Source organism: Bradyrhizobium sp. DOA1, from assembly GCF_001593325.1.
Lineage (GTDB): Bacteria > Pseudomonadota > Alphaproteobacteria > Rhizobiales > Xanthobacteraceae > Bradyrhizobium.
In genome coordinates, this window is record NZ_JXJM01000001.1 from 249903 (window position 1) to 268512 (window position 18610).

General features: G+C 65.6%; 16 protein-coding genes and 1 pseudogene. 14 read left to right on the top strand and 3 right to left on the bottom strand.

All coding sequences use genetic code 11. The features are described from left to right. The 4 genes and pseudogenes from SE91_RS01155 to SE91_RS01170 all read left to right on the top strand — a co-directional run. Positions 1 to 213: pseudogene (locus SE91_RS01155) on the top strand (FAD/NAD(P)-binding oxidoreductase); the annotation flags it as partial. Next, entirely contained in the window at positions 210 to 1331 is a 1122-nt protein-coding gene (locus SE91_RS01160; RefSeq protein ID WP_061846281.1) for an NAD(P)/FAD-dependent oxidoreductase, read from the top strand. The pseudogene SE91_RS01155 and the gene SE91_RS01160, both read left to right, overlap by 4 nt. A gap of 15 nt (positions 1332 to 1346) precedes the next feature. Continuing rightward, positions 1347 to 1694, top strand: coding sequence for a RidA family protein (locus SE91_RS01165; protein ID WP_061846282.1), 348 nt, complete (start codon positions 1347 to 1349; stop codon positions 1692 to 1694). Between the two features lie 168 nt (positions 1695 to 1862). Next, a complete protein-coding gene (locus SE91_RS01170) occupies positions 1863 to 3473 on the top strand; it encodes an ABC-F family ATP-binding cassette domain-containing protein (RefSeq protein WP_061846283.1) in 1611 nt (536 codons plus the stop codon). 181 nt (positions 3474 to 3654) lie between these two features. On the opposite strand, the gene SE91_RS01175 is transcribed toward SE91_RS01170, so the two are convergent. Further along, the gene (locus tag SE91_RS01175) at positions 3655 to 4989 is read right to left on the bottom strand and encodes a dicarboxylate/amino acid:cation symporter (protein ID WP_061846284.1); all 1335 of its coding nucleotides are present in this window, start codon (positions 4987 to 4989) and stop codon (positions 3655 to 3657) included. Positions 4990 to 5131: 142 nt separating this feature from the next. On the opposite strand from SE91_RS01175, the gene SE91_RS01180 reads away from it, so the two are divergent. The 7 genes from SE91_RS01180 to SE91_RS35840 all read left to right on the top strand — a co-directional run bounded on the left by SE91_RS01180 (position 5132) and on the right by SE91_RS35840 (position 14214). Further along, on the top strand, positions 5132 to 6451 hold the full coding sequence (locus SE91_RS01180; RefSeq protein ID WP_061846285.1) for a solute carrier family 23 protein: 1320 nt from the start codon (positions 5132 to 5134) through the stop codon (positions 6449 to 6451). A 73-nt stretch (positions 6452 to 6524) separates the two neighbouring features. Then, complete coding sequence (locus tag SE91_RS01185) at positions 6525 to 7361, top strand: SDR family oxidoreductase (protein ID WP_061846286.1); 837 nt, start codon at positions 6525 to 6527, stop codon at positions 7359 to 7361. A gap of 131 nt (positions 7362 to 7492) precedes the next feature. Next, positions 7493 to 9292, top strand: a complete 1800-nt coding sequence (locus SE91_RS01190) for a cation:proton antiporter domain-containing protein (protein ID WP_061846287.1) — start codon at positions 7493 to 7495, stop codon at positions 9290 to 9292. Positions 9293 to 9369: 77 nt separating this feature from the next. Further along, the gene (locus SE91_RS01195; RefSeq protein ID WP_061846288.1) at positions 9370 to 10191 is read left to right on the top strand and encodes an NAD-dependent protein deacetylase; all 822 of its coding nucleotides are present in this window, start codon (positions 9370 to 9372) and stop codon (positions 10189 to 10191) included. A gap of 141 nt (positions 10192 to 10332) precedes the next feature. Continuing rightward, entirely contained in the window at positions 10333 to 12417 is a 2085-nt protein-coding gene (locus SE91_RS01200) for a hydantoinase/oxoprolinase family protein (protein WP_061846289.1), read from the top strand. A 2-nt stretch (positions 12418 to 12419) separates the two neighbouring features. After that, positions 12420 to 14078 (top strand): hydantoinase B/oxoprolinase family protein, encoded by a 1659-nt coding sequence (locus SE91_RS01205; RefSeq protein ID WP_061846290.1) that lies wholly within the window; start codon positions 12420 to 12422, stop codon positions 14076 to 14078. After that, positions 14062 to 14214 (top strand): hypothetical protein, encoded by a 153-nt coding sequence (locus SE91_RS35840; RefSeq protein ID WP_156489401.1) that lies wholly within the window; start codon positions 14062 to 14064, stop codon positions 14212 to 14214. Before SE91_RS01205 ends, SE91_RS35840 begins: the two co-directional genes overlap by 17 nt. A gap of 142 nt (positions 14215 to 14356) precedes the next feature. Here the strand turns inward: SE91_RS35840 and SE91_RS01210 are convergent, their stop codons facing one another. Next, positions 14357 to 14998: a glutathione binding-like protein gene (locus SE91_RS01210; protein ID WP_060737120.1), complete on the bottom strand. Its 642-nt coding sequence runs from the start codon at positions 14996 to 14998 to the stop codon at positions 14357 to 14359. A 117-nt stretch (positions 14999 to 15115) separates the two neighbouring features. On the opposite strand from SE91_RS01210, the gene SE91_RS01215 reads away from it, so the two are divergent. Continuing rightward, positions 15116 to 15784 (top strand): TetR/AcrR family transcriptional regulator, encoded by a 669-nt coding sequence (locus SE91_RS01215; RefSeq protein WP_060737119.1) that lies wholly within the window; start codon positions 15116 to 15118, stop codon positions 15782 to 15784. A 51-nt stretch (positions 15785 to 15835) separates the two neighbouring features. Here SE91_RS01215 and SE91_RS01220 read toward each other — a convergent pair whose 3' ends face one another. Continuing rightward, complete coding sequence (locus tag SE91_RS01220; protein WP_061846291.1) at positions 15836 to 16801, bottom strand: 2-hydroxyacid dehydrogenase; 966 nt, start codon at positions 16799 to 16801, stop codon at positions 15836 to 15838. A gap of 143 nt (positions 16802 to 16944) precedes the next feature. On the opposite strand from SE91_RS01220, the gene SE91_RS01225 reads away from it, so the two are divergent. Both SE91_RS01225 and SE91_RS01230 read left to right on the top strand, forming a co-directional pair. Further along, on the top strand, positions 16945 to 17313 hold the full coding sequence (locus SE91_RS01225; protein ID WP_008546388.1) for a YciI family protein: 369 nt from the start codon (positions 16945 to 16947) through the stop codon (positions 17311 to 17313). Then, entirely contained in the window at positions 17310 to 18602 is a 1293-nt protein-coding gene (locus SE91_RS01230; protein WP_008546385.1) for an RNA polymerase sigma factor, read from the top strand. Before SE91_RS01225 ends, SE91_RS01230 begins: the two co-directional genes overlap by 4 nt. The last annotated feature ends 8 nt before the right edge of the window (positions 18603 to 18610 follow it).

Genomic DNA, 18610 nt, shown 5'->3' on the forward strand with positions numbered 1-18610 from the left:
CAGCTCAAGGCCTATCGCCGCACCGGCATGGGTCCGTGCCAGGGCCGGCTCTGCGGCCTCACCGTCACCGAGCTGATGGCGCAAGCGCGTGGGAAGACGCCGCAGGAGATCGGCTACTATCGACTGCGCGCGCCGGTGAAGCCGATCACGCTCGCCGAGCTCGCCGCCGTCCCGAAGAGCGAGGCGGACGTCAAGGCGGTGGTGCGCGGATGACCAAAAATGTGGATGCGATCGTCGTCGGCGGCGGCATCCACGGATGCTCGACGGCGCTGCATCTGTGCCTTGCCGGTTTGAAGCCGTTGCTGATCGAGAAGGACTATGCCGGCCGTCACGCCTCCGGCGTCAATGCCGGCGGCGTGCGCCAGCTCGCGCGGCACATCCCCGAAATACCGCTCTCGATCCGTTCGATGGAGATTTGGGAGAAGATATCGGATCTCCTCGACGACGATTGCAGCTTCGAGAGCCACGGCCAGGTGCTGGTTGCGGAAAACGAGGAGGAACTCGCGGTTTGCCGCGCGCGCGTGGCCGAGCTCAACGCGCTCGGCTTCACCCATGAAGAGCTGATCGACGCGACTGAGCTGCGGCGTCTCGTTCCGGCGGTTGCCGAGACCTGCCCCGGCGGCGTGGTCTCGCGCCGCGACGGCGCAGCCAGTCCGGCGCAGACGACGACTGCCTTCCGTCGCAAGGCCGAGCAGTTAGGTGCGACCGTGCGCGAGGGCATGGCGGGCGGCAATATCCGTCACAGTGGCGGCCTCTGGCATGTCGACGTCGGCCCGGATACCTATGCCGCACCGGTTCTCGTCAACGCCGCCGGCGCCTGGGCCGGGACAATCGCGGCCGCGCTCGGCGAGCCGGTTCCGGTCGAGACCGTGGCGCCGATGCTGATGATCACCTCGCGCGTGCCGCACTTCATCGATCCCGTCGTGATCCTGCGCGGGCGCAAATTGTCCTTCAAGCAATTCTCCAACGGCACCGTTCTGATCGGCGGCGGCCATCTGGCAATGCCCTATCAGGACCGCAACGAAACGGTGCTCGACTGGAAAAGCCTTGCGACCAGCGCGCAGACCGTGTTCGAGCTGTTTCCGGTGATGCGCAGCGCCACCATCGTGCGGGCCTGGGCGGGTATCGAAGCCAAGATGAAGGACGATATTCCCGTGTTCGGGCCCAGCAGCCGTCACAAGGGCCTGTATCACCAGTTCGGCTTCTCGCTGCACGGCTTCCAGCTCGGCCCCGGCGCCGGCGCCGTCATGGCAGAGCTGATCGTGAACGGCGGCACCCAGACTCGTGTCAGCGATCTCGGCATCGACCGCTTCCATCCCACCACGCTCTAACAACAAGAGGACATCATGAGCATCACCCGCAGCATCCGCACGCCGATCATGCATCGCGCCGTCGAAGCCAACGGCTTCGTCTTCCTCGGCGGCACCATTGCCGACGACACGTCGGTCTCGATGGGCGAGCAGACCCGAAACATCCTCGGCAAGATCGACGGCTATCTGAAGGAAGCGGGCACCGACAAGTCACGCGTCGTCAGCGCATCGATCTTCGTCACGGACCTCTCCAAGAAGAAGGAGATGGACGCGGCCTGGACCGAGTTCTTCGGCGACAACCTGCCGACCCGCGCCACCGTCGGCGTCGCCGACCTCGGCGGTCGCGCGCTGATCGAGGTGGTGGTCACCGCGCTCAAGGGCTGATCGCCGGCCTATCGACGACAGCGCTTTCCGCGGCGCTGTCGTTCCCTCGAACAGCGGCTTGATCTTGCGCTTTTGCAGGACTAGTTAGAGGGCACTCAATCAGGAACTTCGCAGCCATGGATTTTACCTCGACCGCAACGCCCATCCGCCTTGCTCACGGGGAATTCCATGCCTGCTTCGATCATCCTGTCGAACCTCTCGCTGTCCACGCCTGACGGCCGTTCTCTTCTTTCCAGCATCGATCTGACATTCGCGGCCGAGCGCACCGGTCTCGTCGGCCGCAACGGCGTCGGCAAGACGACGCTGCTTGCGTCGATCTTGGGCGAGCATGTTCCCGGGTCGGGGCGTGTTTTGATCAATGGCACCATCGGCTTGCTGCGCCAAGGCGTTCAACCGCCTGCAGATAACACGGTGGCTGATCTGTTCGGTGTGCGGCCGGCCCTGGAGCTGATGCGCCGCGCGGAGCGGGGCGTTGCCTCGTCCGACGACATCGCGGGGATCGACTGGACGCTCGAAGCACGGCTTCAGGCCGCGCTGGCGCGCTTCGGCCTCGATACATCGCCCGAGACGCAGCTCTCGTGCTTGTCCGGCGGCCAAATCACGCGCGTCCGTCTTGCTGCGCTGGTGTTTGCCGAGCCTGATTTCCTTCTGCTCGATGAGCCCACCAACAATCTCGACCGCGACGGACGCGAGGCGGTGACCGACCTCCTTGCCGGCTGGCATGGCGGCGCAATCGTCGTCAGCCACGACCGGGATTTGCTCGAGACGATGGATGCGATCGTCGAGCTGACGTCGCTGGGCGCAACACGATACGGCGGCAATTGGAGCCGTTACCGCGAGCAGAAGGCAATCGAGCTCGCTTCCGTCAGGCACGATCTCGCGCATGCCGAGCGGCGCCTGTCCGAGATCGATGGCAAGGCCCAGGAAGCCGCCGAGCGGAAAGCGCGCAAGGACAGCGGCGGCAAGAAGAAACAGGCGAAGGGCGACATGCCGCGCATCCTGGCCGGTGCACGCAGGGATCGCAGCGAGGATAGCGGCGGCAAGAATGCGCAAATCGCCGAGCGGCGGCGGGCGAACGCGCTGGAAGCGATCGCCACCGCACGCCGGCGTATCGAGGTTCTTCAGCCGCTATCGGTGAAGCTACCTGTGACCGGCCTGCCCGCCGGGAGGGAAGTGGTCTGGCTCGACGGCGTCAGCGCCGGCTATCGACGGGAGCAGCCGGTCTTGCACGATCTGTCGTTCACGATGGTCGGGCCGGAGCGTGTTGCATTGGTCGGGCCCAACGGCTCGGGCAAGACCACGCTGCTGAAGCTCATTGCTGGCGAGTTGCGCCCCGTTGCCGGCACTGTGCGGGTCAGGCCCGACTTCGCGCTGTTCGATCAGAAGGTCAGCCTGCTTGATCCCGCTCTATCGATCCTGGAGAACTTCGGCCGCCTCAATCCAGCGGCGGGCGCGAATGCGTGCCATGCCGCGCTGGCCCGGTTCATGTTTCGCGCCGATGCAGCGTTGCAAGTCGCCGGCAGCCTGAGTGGTGGTCAAATGTTCCGTGCGGGGCTTGCCTGCGTGCTGGGCGGGACGAGGCCGCCGTCCCTGCTGATCCTGGACGAGCCGACAAATCATCTCGACATCGAGTCGATCGAGGCCGTTGAAGCTGGCTTGAGAGCCTATGACGGCGCGCTGCTCGTCGTCAGCCACGACGAGGCGTTCCTGCAGGCGATCGGGATCACGCGACGGCTCGATCTTGCTGCCGGGACGCGCGCCATTGGTAGGATCATCTGATCCCACCGCCCGGTCAAAATGTGGCGAAGATTTTCAAAAGCCCGACGCCCTGCCCCCAGCGCGTCGGGCGGAAAAACTGAGTATCAATCCGTGATCCTAACGCCATTGTTGTGACTCGTGTCGCATCAATTTGCTACTCCGGGAAACTACCGCGTCGGGTCGGGACTGCCCTGCAGCGGGACTACGAGGTTGCGCCACCGCCAGGCTCCAAGGCTTCGCCGATCTCCAGCGGGTGCGCCATGGTCTCGTGCAGCGCGTCGCGATCGAGCTCGCCCTCGGAGAGGCTGATGACGACGCAGGCGACGCCGTTGCCGATCAGATTGGTCAGCGCGCGGCACTCGCTCATGAACTTGTCGATGCCGACCAGGATCGCGATCGACTGGATCGGGATGTCGGGCACGATCGAGAGCGTCGCGGCGAGCGTGATGAAGCCCGCGCCGGTGACGCCCGATGCGCCCTTCGAGGTGATCATGGCGATGCCGAGGATGCCGAGCTCCTGCCAGATGGTCAGATGAGTGTTGGTCGCCTGCGCCAGGAACAGCGTCGCCAGCGTCATGTAGATGTTGGTGCCGTCGAGGTTGAAGCTGTAGCCGGTAGGGATGACGAGGCCGACCACCGAGCGGGAGGCGCCGAGATGCTCCATCTTCTGGATCATCTGCGGCAGCACCGTCTCCGAGGACGAGGTGCCGAGCACGATCAACAGCTCGTCCTTGATGTAGGCGATGAAGCGCAGGATCGAGAAGCCGGCGAGCCGCGCGATCGCGCCAAGTACGATCAGCACGAACAGGATGCTGGTCAGATAGAACGTGCCGATCAGGGCCGCGAGGTTGAGCAGCGAGCCGAGACCGTAGGCGCCGACGGTGAACGCCATGGCGCCGAAGGCGCCGATCGGGGCCACGCGGACGATGATGCGGATGATGCCGAAGAACATCTTCGCGGCCTTGTCGATCGCGTCCGCAATGGGCTCGCCGGCCTTGCCGAGGAAGGCGATGGCGAAGCCCGAGAGGATCGAGATCAGCAGCACCTGCAGGAGATCGCCGCGTGCGATGGCGCCCAGATAGCTGTCGGGAATGATCGCCATCAGATGAGCGACGATGCCCTCTTCGTGGGCCTTGGTGACGTAGGTCGCCACCGATTTCGGATCGATCGTGGCGGGATCGATGTTGAAGCCGTGCCCGGGCTGGAGAATCTCACCGACGAGCAAGCCGACGGCGAGAGCGACCGTCGAGACGGTCTCGAAATAGATCAGCGATTTCAGCCCGACCCGGCCGACGCGCTTGAGGTCGCCCATCGAGGAGATGCCGTGCACTACGGTGCAGAAGATCACCGGCGCGATCATCATCTTGATCAGCGCGATGAAACCGTCGCCGAGCGGCTTCAAGGCCTTGCCGAGATCCGGATAGAGGTAGCCAATGAGCACGCCGAGCGCGATCGCGATCAGGACCTGGATGTAGAGGATCTTGTACCAGGGTTGGCGCCGACGGAGGACGGCTGGCTGGATCGCGACTTGTGTCATAGAGTGTGCCCCGGAACGCATTGATCTTGCAGGATTTGGCTCCTGCTTGGCCTGCACCATGTGATGGCCGCCGCAGAAGTGACAATCACATTTTTGTCGGATCGCACGAACATCGATCGTTGCACCGCAAATGGGGGGGAACATGGCGACTGCATCAGGCTCCGACGAGCAAGCGCAAGGCTATTTTCCGCGCTGGACGCTCAAGACCTCGGGCGTGATCATGCCGGAGGAGCGGCTGCCCTGGGGGCAGACGGTCGTCTCCGGTCTCCAGCATTGCGTCGCCATGTCGGGCTCGACCATCATTGCGCCGCTGCTGATGGGGTTCGACCCCAATGTTGCGGTGCTGTTCTCCGGCGTCGGCACGCTGATCTTCTTCGTCATCGTCGCCGGGCGCGTGCCAAGCTATCTCGGCTCGAGCTTCGCATTCATCGCCGTCGTCATTGCCGCCACGGGCTATGCGGGGCAGGGGCCGAACCCGAACATCTCGGTTGCACTCGGCGGCATCGTCGGGGCCGGCGTGCTGTACGGCCTGATTTCGCTGGTCGTGATGTGGTCGGGGGTCGGCTGGGTAGAAAGGCTGCTGCCGCCGGCTGTCACCGGCGCCGTGGTCGCTGCGATCGGTCTCAACCTCGCGCCCGTGGCGGTGAAGGCGGTGAGCGCAGGTGCATTCGACACCTGGATCGGGCTCGCAACCGTTCTGATCATCGGTGTGGTTGCCGTCGCCGCGCCGGGCCTGTGGCGCCGCCTGCCGATCATTGTCGGCGCAATCGGCGGATATCTCTTGTATCTGCTGTTCGCGAACGCCCTCGGTTTCGGCAAGCCGATCGACTTTGCGCAACTGGCGGCCGCGCCGTGGTTCGGCCTGCCGAGCTTCACCGCGCCGACGTTCCAGGCCGATGCCATCTTCCTGATTGCGCCCGTAGCGGTCATCCTCGTCGCCGAGAACCTCGGGCACATCAAGGCCGTCGGCGCCATGACGGGCCGGAGCCTCGATCGCTATCTCGGCCGCGCCCTGTTTGCCGACAGCCTTGCGACCATCGTGGCCGCCAGCGGCGGCGGCACCGGCGTCACCACCTATGCCGAGAACATCGGCGTCATGGCGGCGACGAAGGTCTATTCCACCTTGTTGTTCGCCTTCGCCGCCCTTGTGTCGATCCTGCTCGGCTTCTCGCCGAAATTCGGCGCACTGATCCTGTCGATCCCGGGTCCCGTCATCGGCGGCCTGTCGATCGTGCTGTTCGGGTTGATCGCGGCGATGGCCGGCCGGATCTGGGTCGAGAACAAGGTCGACTTTGCGGATCCCGCGAACTTCATCACCGTTGCGGTGGCGCTCATTGCGGGCGCCGGCGATCTCACGCTCAAATTCGGTGCATTCACGATCGGCGGAATCGGCACGGCAACCTTCGGCGCCATCATCCTGTACCAGATCCTGACCCTGACGCGCGCCCCGCACGCCGACTGAAGTGCACAATGCGTTGAGGGATGGAACAAAGCGCCGGTTCCGTCGATGATCACGCATCCCCTGGAGATCTCTCATGCCGCAAACCGATCGCTCAAGCTCCTTTCCCTCGCGTCTCGTCGGCCAATACGCATTGGTGACCGGCGCCTCCCAAGGCATCGGCCGTGCCGTTGCCATCCGGCTCGCCCAGGAAGGTGCGACCGTCGCCATCAATTATTTCGGCAGTTTTGAAGCCGCGGAGGAGACGCTCGCGCTGGCGCGAACGGCAGCTGCCGACCGCGGCCATGGCAGGCTCGACCATGTCGTGGTCAAGGCCGATGTCGGCAACGAGCAGGACATCGCCGCGATGTTCGAGACCGTCCTGTCGCGCTGGAAGCGCCTAGACTGTCTCGTCAACAATGCCGGCTTCCAGCGGGAATCGCCGAGCGAGGCGCTCGACGTCGAAACCTATCGCCGCATCATCGACGTCAACCTCAATGGCGCGGTGCTGTGCGCGCAGAAGGCGCTCGCCCATTTCGTCGCGCGCGGCGGAGGCGGCAGCATCATCAATTGCTCCAGCGTGCACCAGATCATCCCGAAGCCCGGCTATCTCGCTTATTCCATCAGCAAGGGCGGCATGGCCAATCTGACGCGCACGCTGGCGCTCGAATTCGCCGGCCGGGGCATCCGCGTCAATGCGGTCGGTCCCGGCGCGATCGACACGCCGATCAACGCGGCCTGGACCGGCGATCCCGCAAAGCGCGGCGTCGTCACCTCCCACATCCCCATGGGGCGCGTCGGCACGCCGGAAGAGATCGCCGCCGTGTTCGCCTTCCTTGCCTCCGACGAGGCGAGCTACATCACCGGGCAGACCATCTATGCCTGTGGCGGCCTGACGCTGTTCCCGGAATTCCGGGAGAACTGGGCGAGCTGAACGTCAGCTTTTTACCGCGTGCACTGCGCGCCGCAGAGGAGGTCAGGGCCGTTTGGGCCTCTGCGGCGCCGTGTGCTATCGACCGTGGACGACGCTGCCGCTACTGGCGAGTGCCGACACGTGAAGGACTCGTGACCACAACCATCAACATCAATGCCTACAGTGACGCGCTGGTGGTCCTCGGCACCGCCGGCGTCGTGGTGCCGATTGTCCGGCATTGGGGCATCAATCCGGTGCTGGGCTATCTCGGTGCGGGCGCCATCCTCGGTCCGCTCGGGCTCGGCTCGCTCGTCAAGGATCTCCCGTTCCTGTACTGGTTCACGGTGGCGGATGCGCAGAACGTCGAGGGGATCGCCAATCTCGGCATCGTGTTCCTGCTATTCCTGATCGGGCTCGAGCTGTCCTTCCGGCGGCTCGTCACGATGCGGCGCCTGGTGTTCGGGCTCGGCGGCCTGCAGGTGCTGGTGACCTCAGCCATGATTTTCGGCGCGGCGCTGCTCGCCGGACAGAGCTCCGACACCGCCGTCATCCTCGGCGCCAGCCTCGCGCTGTCCTCGACGGCGATCGTGCTCGAGCTTCTGTCCAACGAGAGGCGGCTTTCCACCTCTTCCGGGCGTGCCAGCTTCTCGGTGCTGCTGGCGCAGGACCTCGTCGTGGTCCCCATTCTCGTTTTCGTCTCGGTGCTCGGCGCGGGCACTGGTGGCTCCGTCGTGGCGCACATCTCCAGTGCGATCCTGAAGGCAGCGCTGGCGGTCGCTTTCCTCACTCTGGTCGGACGGCTGCTGATGCGTCCGCTGTTCCAGATGGTTGCGGGCACCCATTCGACGGAGTTGTTCGTCGCCGCGACCCTGTTCGTCATCGTCGGCGCAGGGCTGGCCGCGCATCAGGCCGGACTGTCGATGGCGCTCGGAGCCTTCGTTGCGGGACTGATGCTGGCGGAAACGGAGTACGGCAAGGCCATCGAGGCCACCGTCGAGCCGTTCAAGGGCCTGCTGCTCGGCATCTTCTTCTTCACCGTCGGCATGGCCATCGACTTCCGCGTATTCATGCGCGAGCCCGGTTGGCTGCTGGCCGCCGTCATCGGCATTCTCGCCGGCAAGGCGATCGTGGTCATCCTCCTCGGCCGGCTCTTCAAGCTCTCCTGGGCGGCGGCGATCGAGATCGGCTTCCTGCTGGGTCCCGTCGGCGAATTCGCTTTCGTCAGCATTGGAATGGCGGTGGCCAGCGGCTTGATCGAGCCGCGCGTGTCGAGCTTTGCCGTCGCCATCACCGCGGTGACGATGGCCTTGACGCCGCTTCTCGGCATGCTCGGACGACGATTGGCCGCGAAGCTGGGCCCCGAGCGTTCGCCCGATCCCGAGCTGGCGGTTCGGCCGCCCGGCGACCGGGCGCAGGCCATCGTGGTCGGCTATGGCCGCGTCGGGAAGGTCGTCTGCTCGCTGCTGACCAGCCATGGCCTCGACTACATCGCGGTCGATCACGAGCCAATCGGCGTGGCGCGCGACCGCCGTGATGGTCACAAGGTTTTTTTCGGCGATGCGACGGAGCCGGGCTTCCTCGAAGCTTGCGGCCTGATGCAGACAACCGGCGTGATCATCACTGTCCAGTCGCGGCCCGCGATCGATGCCGTCGTCGAGCGGATTCGCGCGGTGCGGCCGGACGTGCTGATCGTTTCGCGTGCGCGGGACGCCGATCATGCCCGCCATCTCTATGCGATCGGCGCAACCGATGCAGTGCCGGAAACCATCGAGGCGAGCCTGCAGCTTTCCGAAGCCGCACTGGTCGGCCTCGGCGTTGCAGTCGGTCATGCGATCGCCTCGGTCCACGAGAAGCGGGACGAATTCCGGCTGACGCTGCAGCAAGCCGCTCGCAAGGCTGGACAGGAGAAGCCTCGGCCGTTCGATCTCACGGGGCGGCGGTCCCCGCGCTAGCGGGCTACGCGAGGTCGCCATGCGCCGGGATTGCCGTGATCTGGCAAAACGAGCCCGCACGACCTACATCATGCGCCATGACGAATGCTCCGCCGGCAACCCCGCCGCTCCAGGATTTCATTGGCCGGTACGAACGGCTGTTCGTGCTGACCGGCGCCGGCTGCAGCACCAATTCGGGCATTCCCGATTACCGCGACAGCCACGGCAACTGGAAGCGGACCCAGCCGGTCAATTTCCAGGCTTTCATGTCGGACGAGCATACGCGCCGGCGCTATTGGGCGCGCAGCCTGATCGGCTGGCGGCGGTTCGGCCAGGCGAGGCCGAATGATGCGCATCATGCGCTGGCCCGGCTCGAGGCGAACGGCCGGTGCGGGATGCTGCTGACGCAGAACGTCGACCGCCTGCATCAGTCCGCCGGCCACCGGCAGGTGATCGATCTGCACGGACGGCTCGACCTGGTTCGCTGCATGGGTTGCGGGGCGAAGATGCCGCGCGATGAGTTTCAGCACGCGCTTGGCCGGGCGAATGCGGGGTGGCTGACGCTCGATGCGGCCGATGCGCCTGATGGTGACGCTGATCTCGAGCACGAGGATTTTTCGTCTTTCCAGGTTCCGGCCTGCGAAGTCTGCGGCGGCATCCTCAAGCCCGACGTCGTGTTCTTCGGCGAGAACGTCCCGCGCGACATCGTCGCTGTTGCGCGGGATCATCTGGCGCAGGCCGACGCCATGCTCGTGGTCGGCTCCTCGTTGATGGTCTATTCCGGATTTCGCTTCGTACAAGCTGCCGCGCAGCGCAACATTCCGATTGCGGCAGTCAATCTCGGCCGCACCCGCGCCGACGATCTCTTGACGCTGAAGGTCGAGGAGCGCTGCGAGACGGCGCTCGCATTCCTGCTCTGATCGCGCCGACCACGAACACGTCTTGCCTATTGCATAGGTGCCAAGCAGAATAGCCGGGCGCGGCGTTGTCCCCGTCGTCCATGGCATGGAAATTGCTGCGCTTTCAGTCTCAGTCTTGATGATCAGCGCGGAGAATTTGGAATGCTTGAGGGAGCCGAGGTACGGCTTGCCGTCGATATCGGTGGCACGTTCACCGACATCGTGCTGGACGTGGGACAGGATCGGAAGACACGCAAGGTGCTGACGACGCCGCAGCGGCCCGAGCAGGCGGTGCTGGACGGGATGCGCCTCATCCTTGCCGATGCGCGCGCGCATATCAGCGACATCGACGTCTTCATTCACGGCACCACGCTCGCCACCAACGCCATCATCGAGCGCCGCGGCGCGAAAACCGCGCTGATCGCGACGGACGGCTTCCGCGACGTGCTCGATATCGGCACCGAGAGCCGCTACGATCAATATGATCTCAGCATCGACAAGCCGAAGCCGCTGGCGCCGCGCAGCCTTCGCTTCACCGTGCCCGAGCGTATCGATGCGCACGGTGGCGTCCGGCTCCCGCTGGACGAAGCGGCGGTGCGCGCACTCGCGCCTAAATTGCGTGAACAAGGCGTCGAGAGCGTCGCGATCGCATTCCTGCACTCCTATGCCAATCCCGAGCACGAGCGGCGCACGGCTGCGATCATCACCGAGGAGATGCCCGGCATCTCCGTGACGGTGTCCTCGGCGGTATGTCCCGAGATTCGCGAATATGAGCGCACCTCCACTGCGGTTGCCAATGCCTATGTGCAACCCCTGATCGACGGTTATCTCGCCCGCATGGCCGACGCCTTGCAGGTCGAGCAGTTCCGCGGTGCGATCTACCTCGTCACGTCAGGCGGCGGCGTGACGTCAATCGAGACGGCGCGGCGTTTTCCGGTGCGCCTCGTCGAATCCGGTCCGGCGGGCGGTGCGATCTTCGCGGCGCAGATCGCCGCGCGTCTTGGCGAGAGCAAGGTGCTGTCCTTCGACATGGGCGGCACCACCGCGAAGATCTGCCTGATCGAGAAGTACCAGCCCGAGACTTCGCGCGTGTTCGAGGTCGATCGCGCCGCGCGCTTCCTCAAGGGCTCCGGCCTGCCGGTGCGCATCCCCGTGATCGAGATGGTCGAGATCGGCGCCGGCGGCGGCTCGATCGCGCATGTCGATGCAATGAAACGCGTCACCGTGGGGCCGGAGAGTGCGTCATCGGAGCCGGGACCGGCCTGCTACGGCCGCGGCGGGCAGCGTCCGGCGGTGACGGATGCGGACGTTGCCCTCGGCATGATCGACCCTGATGCCTTCGCGGCCGGCACGATCAAGCTCGATCCGGAGCTGTCGAAACAGGCGCTGCTGCGCGACGTCGGTGCGCCGCTCGGCCTGTCGGCGGAAACCGCGGCCTATGCCGTGCACGAAGTCGTCTGCGAGAACATGGCGAGCGCCGCGCGCGTGCATGCGGTCGAGCGTGGGGCGGTCGTCGGCCAGCACACGCTGATCGCCTTCGGTGGCGCAGCCCCGCTGCACGCGGCCCGCGTCGCCGAGAAGATCGGTGTCTCCCGCGTGATCGTGCCGTCCAATGCCGGTGTCGGCTCGGCCGTCGGCTTCCTCGCCGCACCGATCGCCTATGAGCTGGTGCGCAGCCGTCACGTCCGGCTCGATGATTTCGACACCGAGGCGGTCTCCGATCTCCTGCAGGAGATGGCGAGCGAGGCGCGGGCGCTGGTCGAGCCGGGTGCTGCCGGCGCGCCGGTGCGCGAGCGCCGCGCCGCCTTCATGCGCTATGTCGGGCAGGGTCACGAGATCTCGGTCGAGCTGCCGAACCGGCGGCTGACGACGGCCGATCTTGCCGGCCTGCGCCAGAAATTCGAGGCGGATTATTCCGCGATGTTCGAGCGGCCGATCCCGGGCGCGGCGATCGAGGTGCTGAGCTGGTCGGTGCTCGCCACGACGGAGGCGCGCAATCCCTCCGCGGTCGCCGCCGTCGCGCGCAAGCCGGCGGAAAAGGCCATCGGCAGCCGCAAATTCTTCGACGGCCGCGCAGGCGAGGTAATCGAGATCCCGCTCTACCGCCGCGAGGACATGGCGCCGGGCGCGACCATCGCAGGCCCCGCCGTGATCGCGGAGGACGAGACTTCGACCTTCGTCTCTACCAGCTTCGATGCGCATATCGACGGTGCCGGCAGCATCGTCATGGAACGGAAGGCGGCCTGATCATGAGCAAGGCAAACGGCGCGAGCCTGATCGACCTCCAGATCATGTGGCACCGGCTGATCGCCGTGGTCGAGGAGCAGGCGCAGGTGCTGCTCCGCACCGCGTTCAGCCCGATCGTGCGCGAATGCGGCGATCTCTCGGCCGGCGTGTTCGATCTCAAGGGCCGAATGCTGGCGCAGGCGGTGACCGGCACGCCCGGCCACGTCAACTCGATGGCGGAATCGGTCAAGCATTTCATTGCGCACTTCCCGATCGAGACGATGAAGGAGGGCGATGCCTACATCACCAACGATCCCTGGATGGGCACCGGCCATCTCAACGATTTCGTCGTCACCACGCCCTGCTTCAAGAACGGCAAGCCGGTCGCGCTGTTCTCCTGCACCAGCCATCTCATGGACATCGGCGGCATCGGCTTCGGGCCCGACGCCACCGACGTGTTCATGGAGGGGCTCTATATCCCCATGCTCAAGCTGATCGACCAGGGTGTCGTCAACGAGACGCTGATGGCGATGATCCGCACCAACACGCGGCTACCGATCGATACCGAGGGCGATACCTATTCGCTCGCCGGCTGCAACGACGTCGGCTGCGAGCGCCTGGTCGAGATGATGACTGAGTTCGGCATCGACACGCTCGACGAGCTCGGCGATTACATCTGCGACCGCTCGCGCGAGGCCGTGCTCGCCGAGGTCGCCAAGCTGCCGAAGGGCAGCTGGCGCAACACCATGGTCGTCGACGGCTATGATGCGCCGGTCACGCTCGCGGCGACGCTGACGATCTCGGATGAAGGCATCCACGTCGATTTCGACGGCACTTCCGCAGCCTCCAGGTTCGGCATCAATGTGCCTTTGTCTTACACCACGGCCTATACCGTGTTCGGCCTCGGCTGCGTCGTCGCATCGCAGATCCCGAACAATGCTGGCTCGCTCTCGCCGCTGACGGTGTCGGCGCCGGCGGGGGCGATCCTCAATGCGCCGAAGCCGGCGCCTGTCGCCTCGCGCCACGTCATCGGTCAGATGCTGCCCGACGTCGTGTTCGGCTGCCTGCGCCAGATCATTCCCGAGCGCGTGCCGGCCGAAGGCACCTCGTGCCTGTGGAATCTCAACGTGCGTGGCCAGACGCGAAGCGGCGCCGGCGGCAATTACGGGTTCTCGATGGCGGTGACCTCCAATGGCGGCACCGGCGCGCGCTTCGGCAAAGACGGCCTGTCGGCGACGGCCTACCCCAGCGGCGTGCGCGGCACGCCGGTCGAGATCGCGGAGACGCAGACGCCCTTGATCTTCTGGCGCAAGGAGCTGCGCCCGGATTCCGGCGGGGCAGGGCGCACCCGCGGCGGCCTCGGCCAGATCATCGAGGTCGGCAGCGGCGTTGATGCGCCATTCGACATTCTGGCCGCATTCGACCGGATCGATCATCCGCCGCGCGGCCGCGATGGCGGCAAGGACGGCGAGGCCGGTTATGTCGGCCTCAAGTCCGGCAAGAAGCTGCGCGGAAAAGGCTTTCAGCAAGTGCCGCCGGACGACCGGCTGGTGGTGCTGACGCCCGGCGGCGCCGGCATCGGCGATCCCGCGACGCGCGAGCGCGCGGCGGTCAAGGACGACGTCGAAAGCGGCTTCGTCTCTTCGGACAATGCAGCTGCAGTTTATGGGTACGCGCAGTGACGCGCTGGCGTCTGACGGGCTCGGCTACATTGCGCGCGTCACGCTGCCGTATCTGGTCATCATGATCGGCTTCGTGCTGCTGCTGACGCTCTGGCCCGGCATCGTCACGATCCTGCCGCGCGTGCTGTACGGGTAGACTCTACATCGCCCCGGCTCCAAATAGGGACGCCGAAGCTTCAACACCGTCATGGCCGGGCTTGTCCCGGCCATCCACGCCTTGTTCTCGGTACGAAGAACGTGGATGCCCGGGACAAGCCCGGGCACGACGACATTCTCGGTTAGGCCGCCGCCTTCTTCCGCGCCAGCTCGGCCTTGTACAGCTCGAACTCCTCCGCGATCGCGCGCGCAACCGATGGCCGTTGACGCAGGCGGTCGTGATAGGCCTTCAGGTTCGGCCATTTCGCGAGCTCGACCGGCGGGGTCGCCATGGTCCAATTGATGACCGTGACGAGATAGGCGTCGGCGACGCTGAAATGGTCGAGCAGGAAGTCGCGACCCTTGAGATGGTTGTCGAGATAGTCGAGCCGCGACAGGTTCTTCTCCAGCGCATAGGCCTTGGCCTCCTGCGGCGCCTTGCGGTCGAGCAGGGGAACGAACAGGCTCTTGTGCAGCTCGGTGCCGATGAAGCAGAGCCATTGATGCAGCCGCGTGCGCTCGATGCCGGCGGCGCCGAGGCCGGATTGCGGAAAGCGGTCGGCGACATATTGCAGGATCGCCGCGTTCTCGGTCAGCACCACGCCCTCGTCGGTGCGCAGCGTCGGCACGAGGCCGATCGGATTCACGGTACGGAAGTCGGAGCCGTCGTTCAGCACCTTCTTGGACGGCGGATCGACTTCGAGATAATTCGCCTCGGCGCCGGCTTCGTACAGCGCGACGCGGGTCGCCATCGAACAGGCGAGCGGCGAGAAATAGAGATCCATCTGTAGCCTCCTTGGGCAATTCCTCGATGTGACTTTTCGGAGTGTCGCTCAACCTGGCCAGATTGATTTTTGTACCATCTTGCATAGTATGAAGGCGGTCAAGGATTAATTTGCGGAATGGTACAAAAATCGAAGCCGCCAGCTGCTGCCAATGCACCCGCGCGGCGCGCCGAACCCAAGCGCCGCGGCCGTCCGCGTGCCTACGAGCCCGATGTAGCGCTCGGCCGCGCGCTCGATCTGTTCCGCAAGCAGGGCTTTGCCGCGACTTCGCTCGACGATCTCAGCGAGGCGACGGGGATGAATCGTCCGAGCCTCTATGGCGCTTTCGGCGACAAGCGCGAGCTCTACATCAAGAGCTACCAGCGCTATCGCGAGCAAGCCGGCGCGGCGATGGTCGATATCTTTCGCCAGGAGATGCCGGTACGTCCGCGGCTGGAACGCATCTACGCCGCCGCGCTGGACATCTATCTGTCCGGCGACACCGGCCCGCGCGGTTGCTTCACGGTGGTGACGGCCGCGTCCGAAGCCGTTGGCGATCCCGAGATCCGCGCCCTGGTGCTCGAGGGCCTTACCGGTCTTGACAAGGCTTTTGCAAGTTGCTTCCGCCGCGCCAAGGAGAAAGGCGAGCTGCCGGAGAGCGCCGATCCATTCGCGCTGGCGCAGATCGCTTCGGCCACCATCCACACCATCGCCATCCGCTCCCGTGCGCGCGTTCCGCGCAAGGAGCTCGAGGCGATCGTGAAGGGCGCGATCGACGTCATGGTGGGGGCTGGGCCGAAAACCTGAGCTGTCGTTCCGGACAGCGGACGACAGAGAGTGTGTAGAGCTGGCGAGCCTCTAATACCCTCTTGCCCGATCCACCACGTTCTCCAGCGCACCGCCCGCCTCGAAGCGTGCGATCTGCTCGGCGACGTAGGCCGAGATCGCGTCCGCGTCGGTGTCCGCGGCATTGTGCGGGGTCAGCACCACCTTGGGGTGGGTCCAGAACCGGCTGTCTTTCGGTTGCGGCTCCTGCACGAAGACGTCGAGCGAGGCGGCGCCCAGCGTACCGTCGTCGAGGCAGGCCAGGATGTCGGTTTCGTTCTGCAAGCCGCCGCGGCCGGCATTGATCAGCACCGGTGCGCCGAGCGGGCCGTTGCGGTTGAGTTTGGCGAAGACGTCGCGGTTGAGGATGCCATGCGTGTCGGGCGTCAGCGGCAGCAGTGAGACCAGGATGTCGGTCTTGCGCAGGAACGCGTCCATCCCGGCCGTGCCATGGAAGCATTCGACACCGTCGATCGTGCGCGGGCTGCGGCTCCAGCCGGCAACGCGGAAGCCGAGCCTGCGCAGCACATCGGCCGCGTCGGCGCCGAGAGTGCCCAATCCCATGATGCCGACAGTGATGGCGCTGGCCGGCCATTGATAGGTCGGCTCCCAGCGCTTCGCGCGCTGCGACTCCCGCAGGTAAAGCTCCTGGCGGTGGTGCATCAGCACGTGCAACACGACATATTCGGTCATGCGGTTGGTCAGGTCGGGCACGGCGACGCGCACCAGCGGCACGTCAGGCAGGCTCTTGTCCGCCATCAGCGCATCGACGCCGGCACCCAGATTGAAGATCGCACGCAGGTTGGGGAACGCGCCGAGATCGCCAGGCACCGGCTTCCACACAGCGGCATAGTGCACCTCGGCTGGATCGAGCGCGGAATTGGGCAGCAGCGCCACGGGGCGGCCGCCGCAGACTGCGTCGAACCGGGCTTTCCAGCGCTCCGGCGTCCAGTTCTGCTGCATGCTGTTGATCAGGACGGCCAGTGTGCCTTTGGTCATTCGAAGTGCCTCGTGGAGTTCCGCTTGAGAAGGCCCTCCTTGGCACGATCTGGCGGATTTTTCTTGCAAATTTTTTCCGCAGTCCTGTCGGGGCGGGGCATAGTGGATCGTCCTAAAAACAAGAGTTCAAGAAGGTGCTGCCCATGCTTTATGCGATCCTTTGCTATCACGACGAGGACTTCGTCGGCTCCTGGAGCAAGGAGCAGGACGAGGCCGTGATGAAGAAGCTCGCCGTGGTGCAGGAGAAGCTCACCAGCCAGGGCCGGCTCGGCCCGGTTGCTCGACTGTTGCCGACCACGGCGGCGGCGACGCTGCGCAAGGAAGACCCGCCGCTGGTGCTCGACGGCCCCTATGCCGAGACCAAGGAGCAACTGCTCGGCTTCTACATCGTCGACTGCAAGAACCTCGACGACGCGCTCGATGTCGCGCGCGACCTCGGAGCCGCCAATCCCGGCGGCGCCTATGAGGTGCGTCCCGTCGGCGTATTCAGGCCCGGAGGAAATCTGACGTGAGCGAGGCCGACACCGCCTGGATCGAGACTGCGCTGACCTCGGCGCGACCTCAGGCGGTTGGCGCGTTGCTGCGCTATTTCCGCGATCTCGATACGGCCGAGGAAGCCTTTCAGAACGCCTGCCTGCGCGCGCTGAAAACCTGGCCGCAGAACGGGCCGCCGCGCGATCCCGCGGCCTGGCTGATCATGGTGGGCCGCAACGTCGCCATCGACGAAGTCCGCCGCGCCCGCAAGCAGCAACCACTGCCCGAGGACGACCAGGCGATCTCCGATCTCGATGATGCCGAGGGTGCGCTTGCCGAGCGGCTCGACGGCTCGCACTACCGAGACGACATCTTGCGGCTGATGTTCATCTGCTGCCACCCGCAGCTGCCGGCGACGCAGCAGATCGCGCTGGCGCTGCGTATCGTCTCCGGTCTCACGGTGAAGCAGATCGCGCGCGCCTTCCTGGTCTCGGAAGCGGCGATGGAGCAGCGTATCACGCGCGCCAAGGCCAAGGTCGCCGACGCCGGCGTCCCGTTCGAGGCGCCCGGCGCGATCGAGCGCTCCGAGCGGCTCGCCGGCGTTGCGGCGATGATCTACCTGATCTTCAACGAGGGCTATTCGGCGAGCGGCGACACCGCGGAAATCAGGAAGCCGCTGTGCGAAGAGGCGATCCGGCTGGCGCGCCTGCTGCTGCGGCTGTTCCAGAGTGAGCCGGAGATCATGGGCCTGACGGCGCTGATCCTGTTGCAACATGCGCGCAGCGCCGCGCGCTTTGCGGCGGACGGGTCGCTCATCCTGCTCGACGACCAGGACCGTTCGCTGTGGAACGGCACCATGATCGCGGAAGGCCTCGCGCTGATCGACAAGGCGATGCGCCACCGCCGTAGCGGACCCTACCAGATCCAGGCCGCGATCGCCGCGCTGCATGCGCGCGCAGCGACGCCGGAGGAGACCGACTGGACCCAGATTGACCTGCTCTACGGCGCGCTCGAAGTGGTGCAGCCTTCGCCGGTGGTGACGCTCAACCGCGCGGTCGCGGTCTCCAAGGTGCGCGGGCCAGAGGCTGCGCTCGAGCTGATCGAGCCGCTGGCGCCGAAGCTCGCCAATTACTTCCACTTCTATGGCGTGCGCGGCGCCTTCCTGATGCAGCTTGGCCGCAACGAGGAGGCTCGTATCGCCTTCGATCGCGCCATTGCGCTTGCCAATACGTCCGCGGAGGCCGCCCACATCCGCATGCATCTCGATCGCCTGATCCGGGATAGCCAGCCGAAGGGGGTGGTGTCGGGCAAGGCGAAGGTGAAGTAGGGCGAGCT

What these genes read in the sequence shown, in the direction of transcription:
- SE91_RS01160 (WP_061846281.1), top strand. Translation starts at nt 210, where the DNA reads ATGACCAAAAATGTGGATGCGATCGTCGTCGGCGGCGGCATCCACGGA.
- SE91_RS01165 (WP_061846282.1), top strand. Translation starts at nt 1,347, where the DNA reads ATGAGCATCACCCGCAGCATCCGCACGCCGATCATGCATCGCGCCGTC.
- SE91_RS01170 (WP_061846283.1), top strand. Translation starts at nt 1,863, where the DNA reads ATGCCTGCTTCGATCATCCTGTCGAACCTCTCGCTGTCCACGCCTGAC.
- SE91_RS01175 (WP_061846284.1), bottom strand. Translation starts at nt 4,989, where the DNA reads ATGACACAAGTCGCGATCCAGCCAGCCGTCCTCCGTCGGCGCCAACCC.
- SE91_RS01180 (WP_061846285.1), top strand. Translation starts at nt 5,132, where the DNA reads ATGGCGACTGCATCAGGCTCCGACGAGCAAGCGCAAGGCTATTTTCCG.
- SE91_RS01185 (WP_061846286.1), top strand. Translation starts at nt 6,525, where the DNA reads ATGCCGCAAACCGATCGCTCAAGCTCCTTTCCCTCGCGTCTCGTCGGC.
- SE91_RS01195 (WP_061846288.1), top strand. Translation starts at nt 9,370, where the DNA reads ATGACGAATGCTCCGCCGGCAACCCCGCCGCTCCAGGATTTCATTGGC.
- SE91_RS01200 (WP_061846289.1), top strand. Translation starts at nt 10,333, where the DNA reads ATGCTTGAGGGAGCCGAGGTACGGCTTGCCGTCGATATCGGTGGCACG.
- SE91_RS01205 (WP_061846290.1), top strand. Translation starts at nt 12,420, where the DNA reads ATGAGCAAGGCAAACGGCGCGAGCCTGATCGACCTCCAGATCATGTGG.
- SE91_RS35840 (WP_156489401.1), top strand. Translation starts at nt 14,062, where the DNA reads ATGGGTACGCGCAGTGACGCGCTGGCGTCTGACGGGCTCGGCTACATT.
- SE91_RS01210 (WP_060737120.1), bottom strand. Translation starts at nt 14,998, where the DNA reads ATGGATCTCTATTTCTCGCCGCTCGCCTGTTCGATGGCGACCCGCGTC.
- SE91_RS01215 (WP_060737119.1), top strand. Translation starts at nt 15,116, where the DNA reads ATGGTACAAAAATCGAAGCCGCCAGCTGCTGCCAATGCACCCGCGCGG.
- SE91_RS01220 (WP_061846291.1), bottom strand. Translation starts at nt 16,801, where the DNA reads ATGACCAAAGGCACACTGGCCGTCCTGATCAACAGCATGCAGCAGAAC.
- SE91_RS01225 (WP_008546388.1), top strand. Translation starts at nt 16,945, where the DNA reads ATGCTTTATGCGATCCTTTGCTATCACGACGAGGACTTCGTCGGCTCC.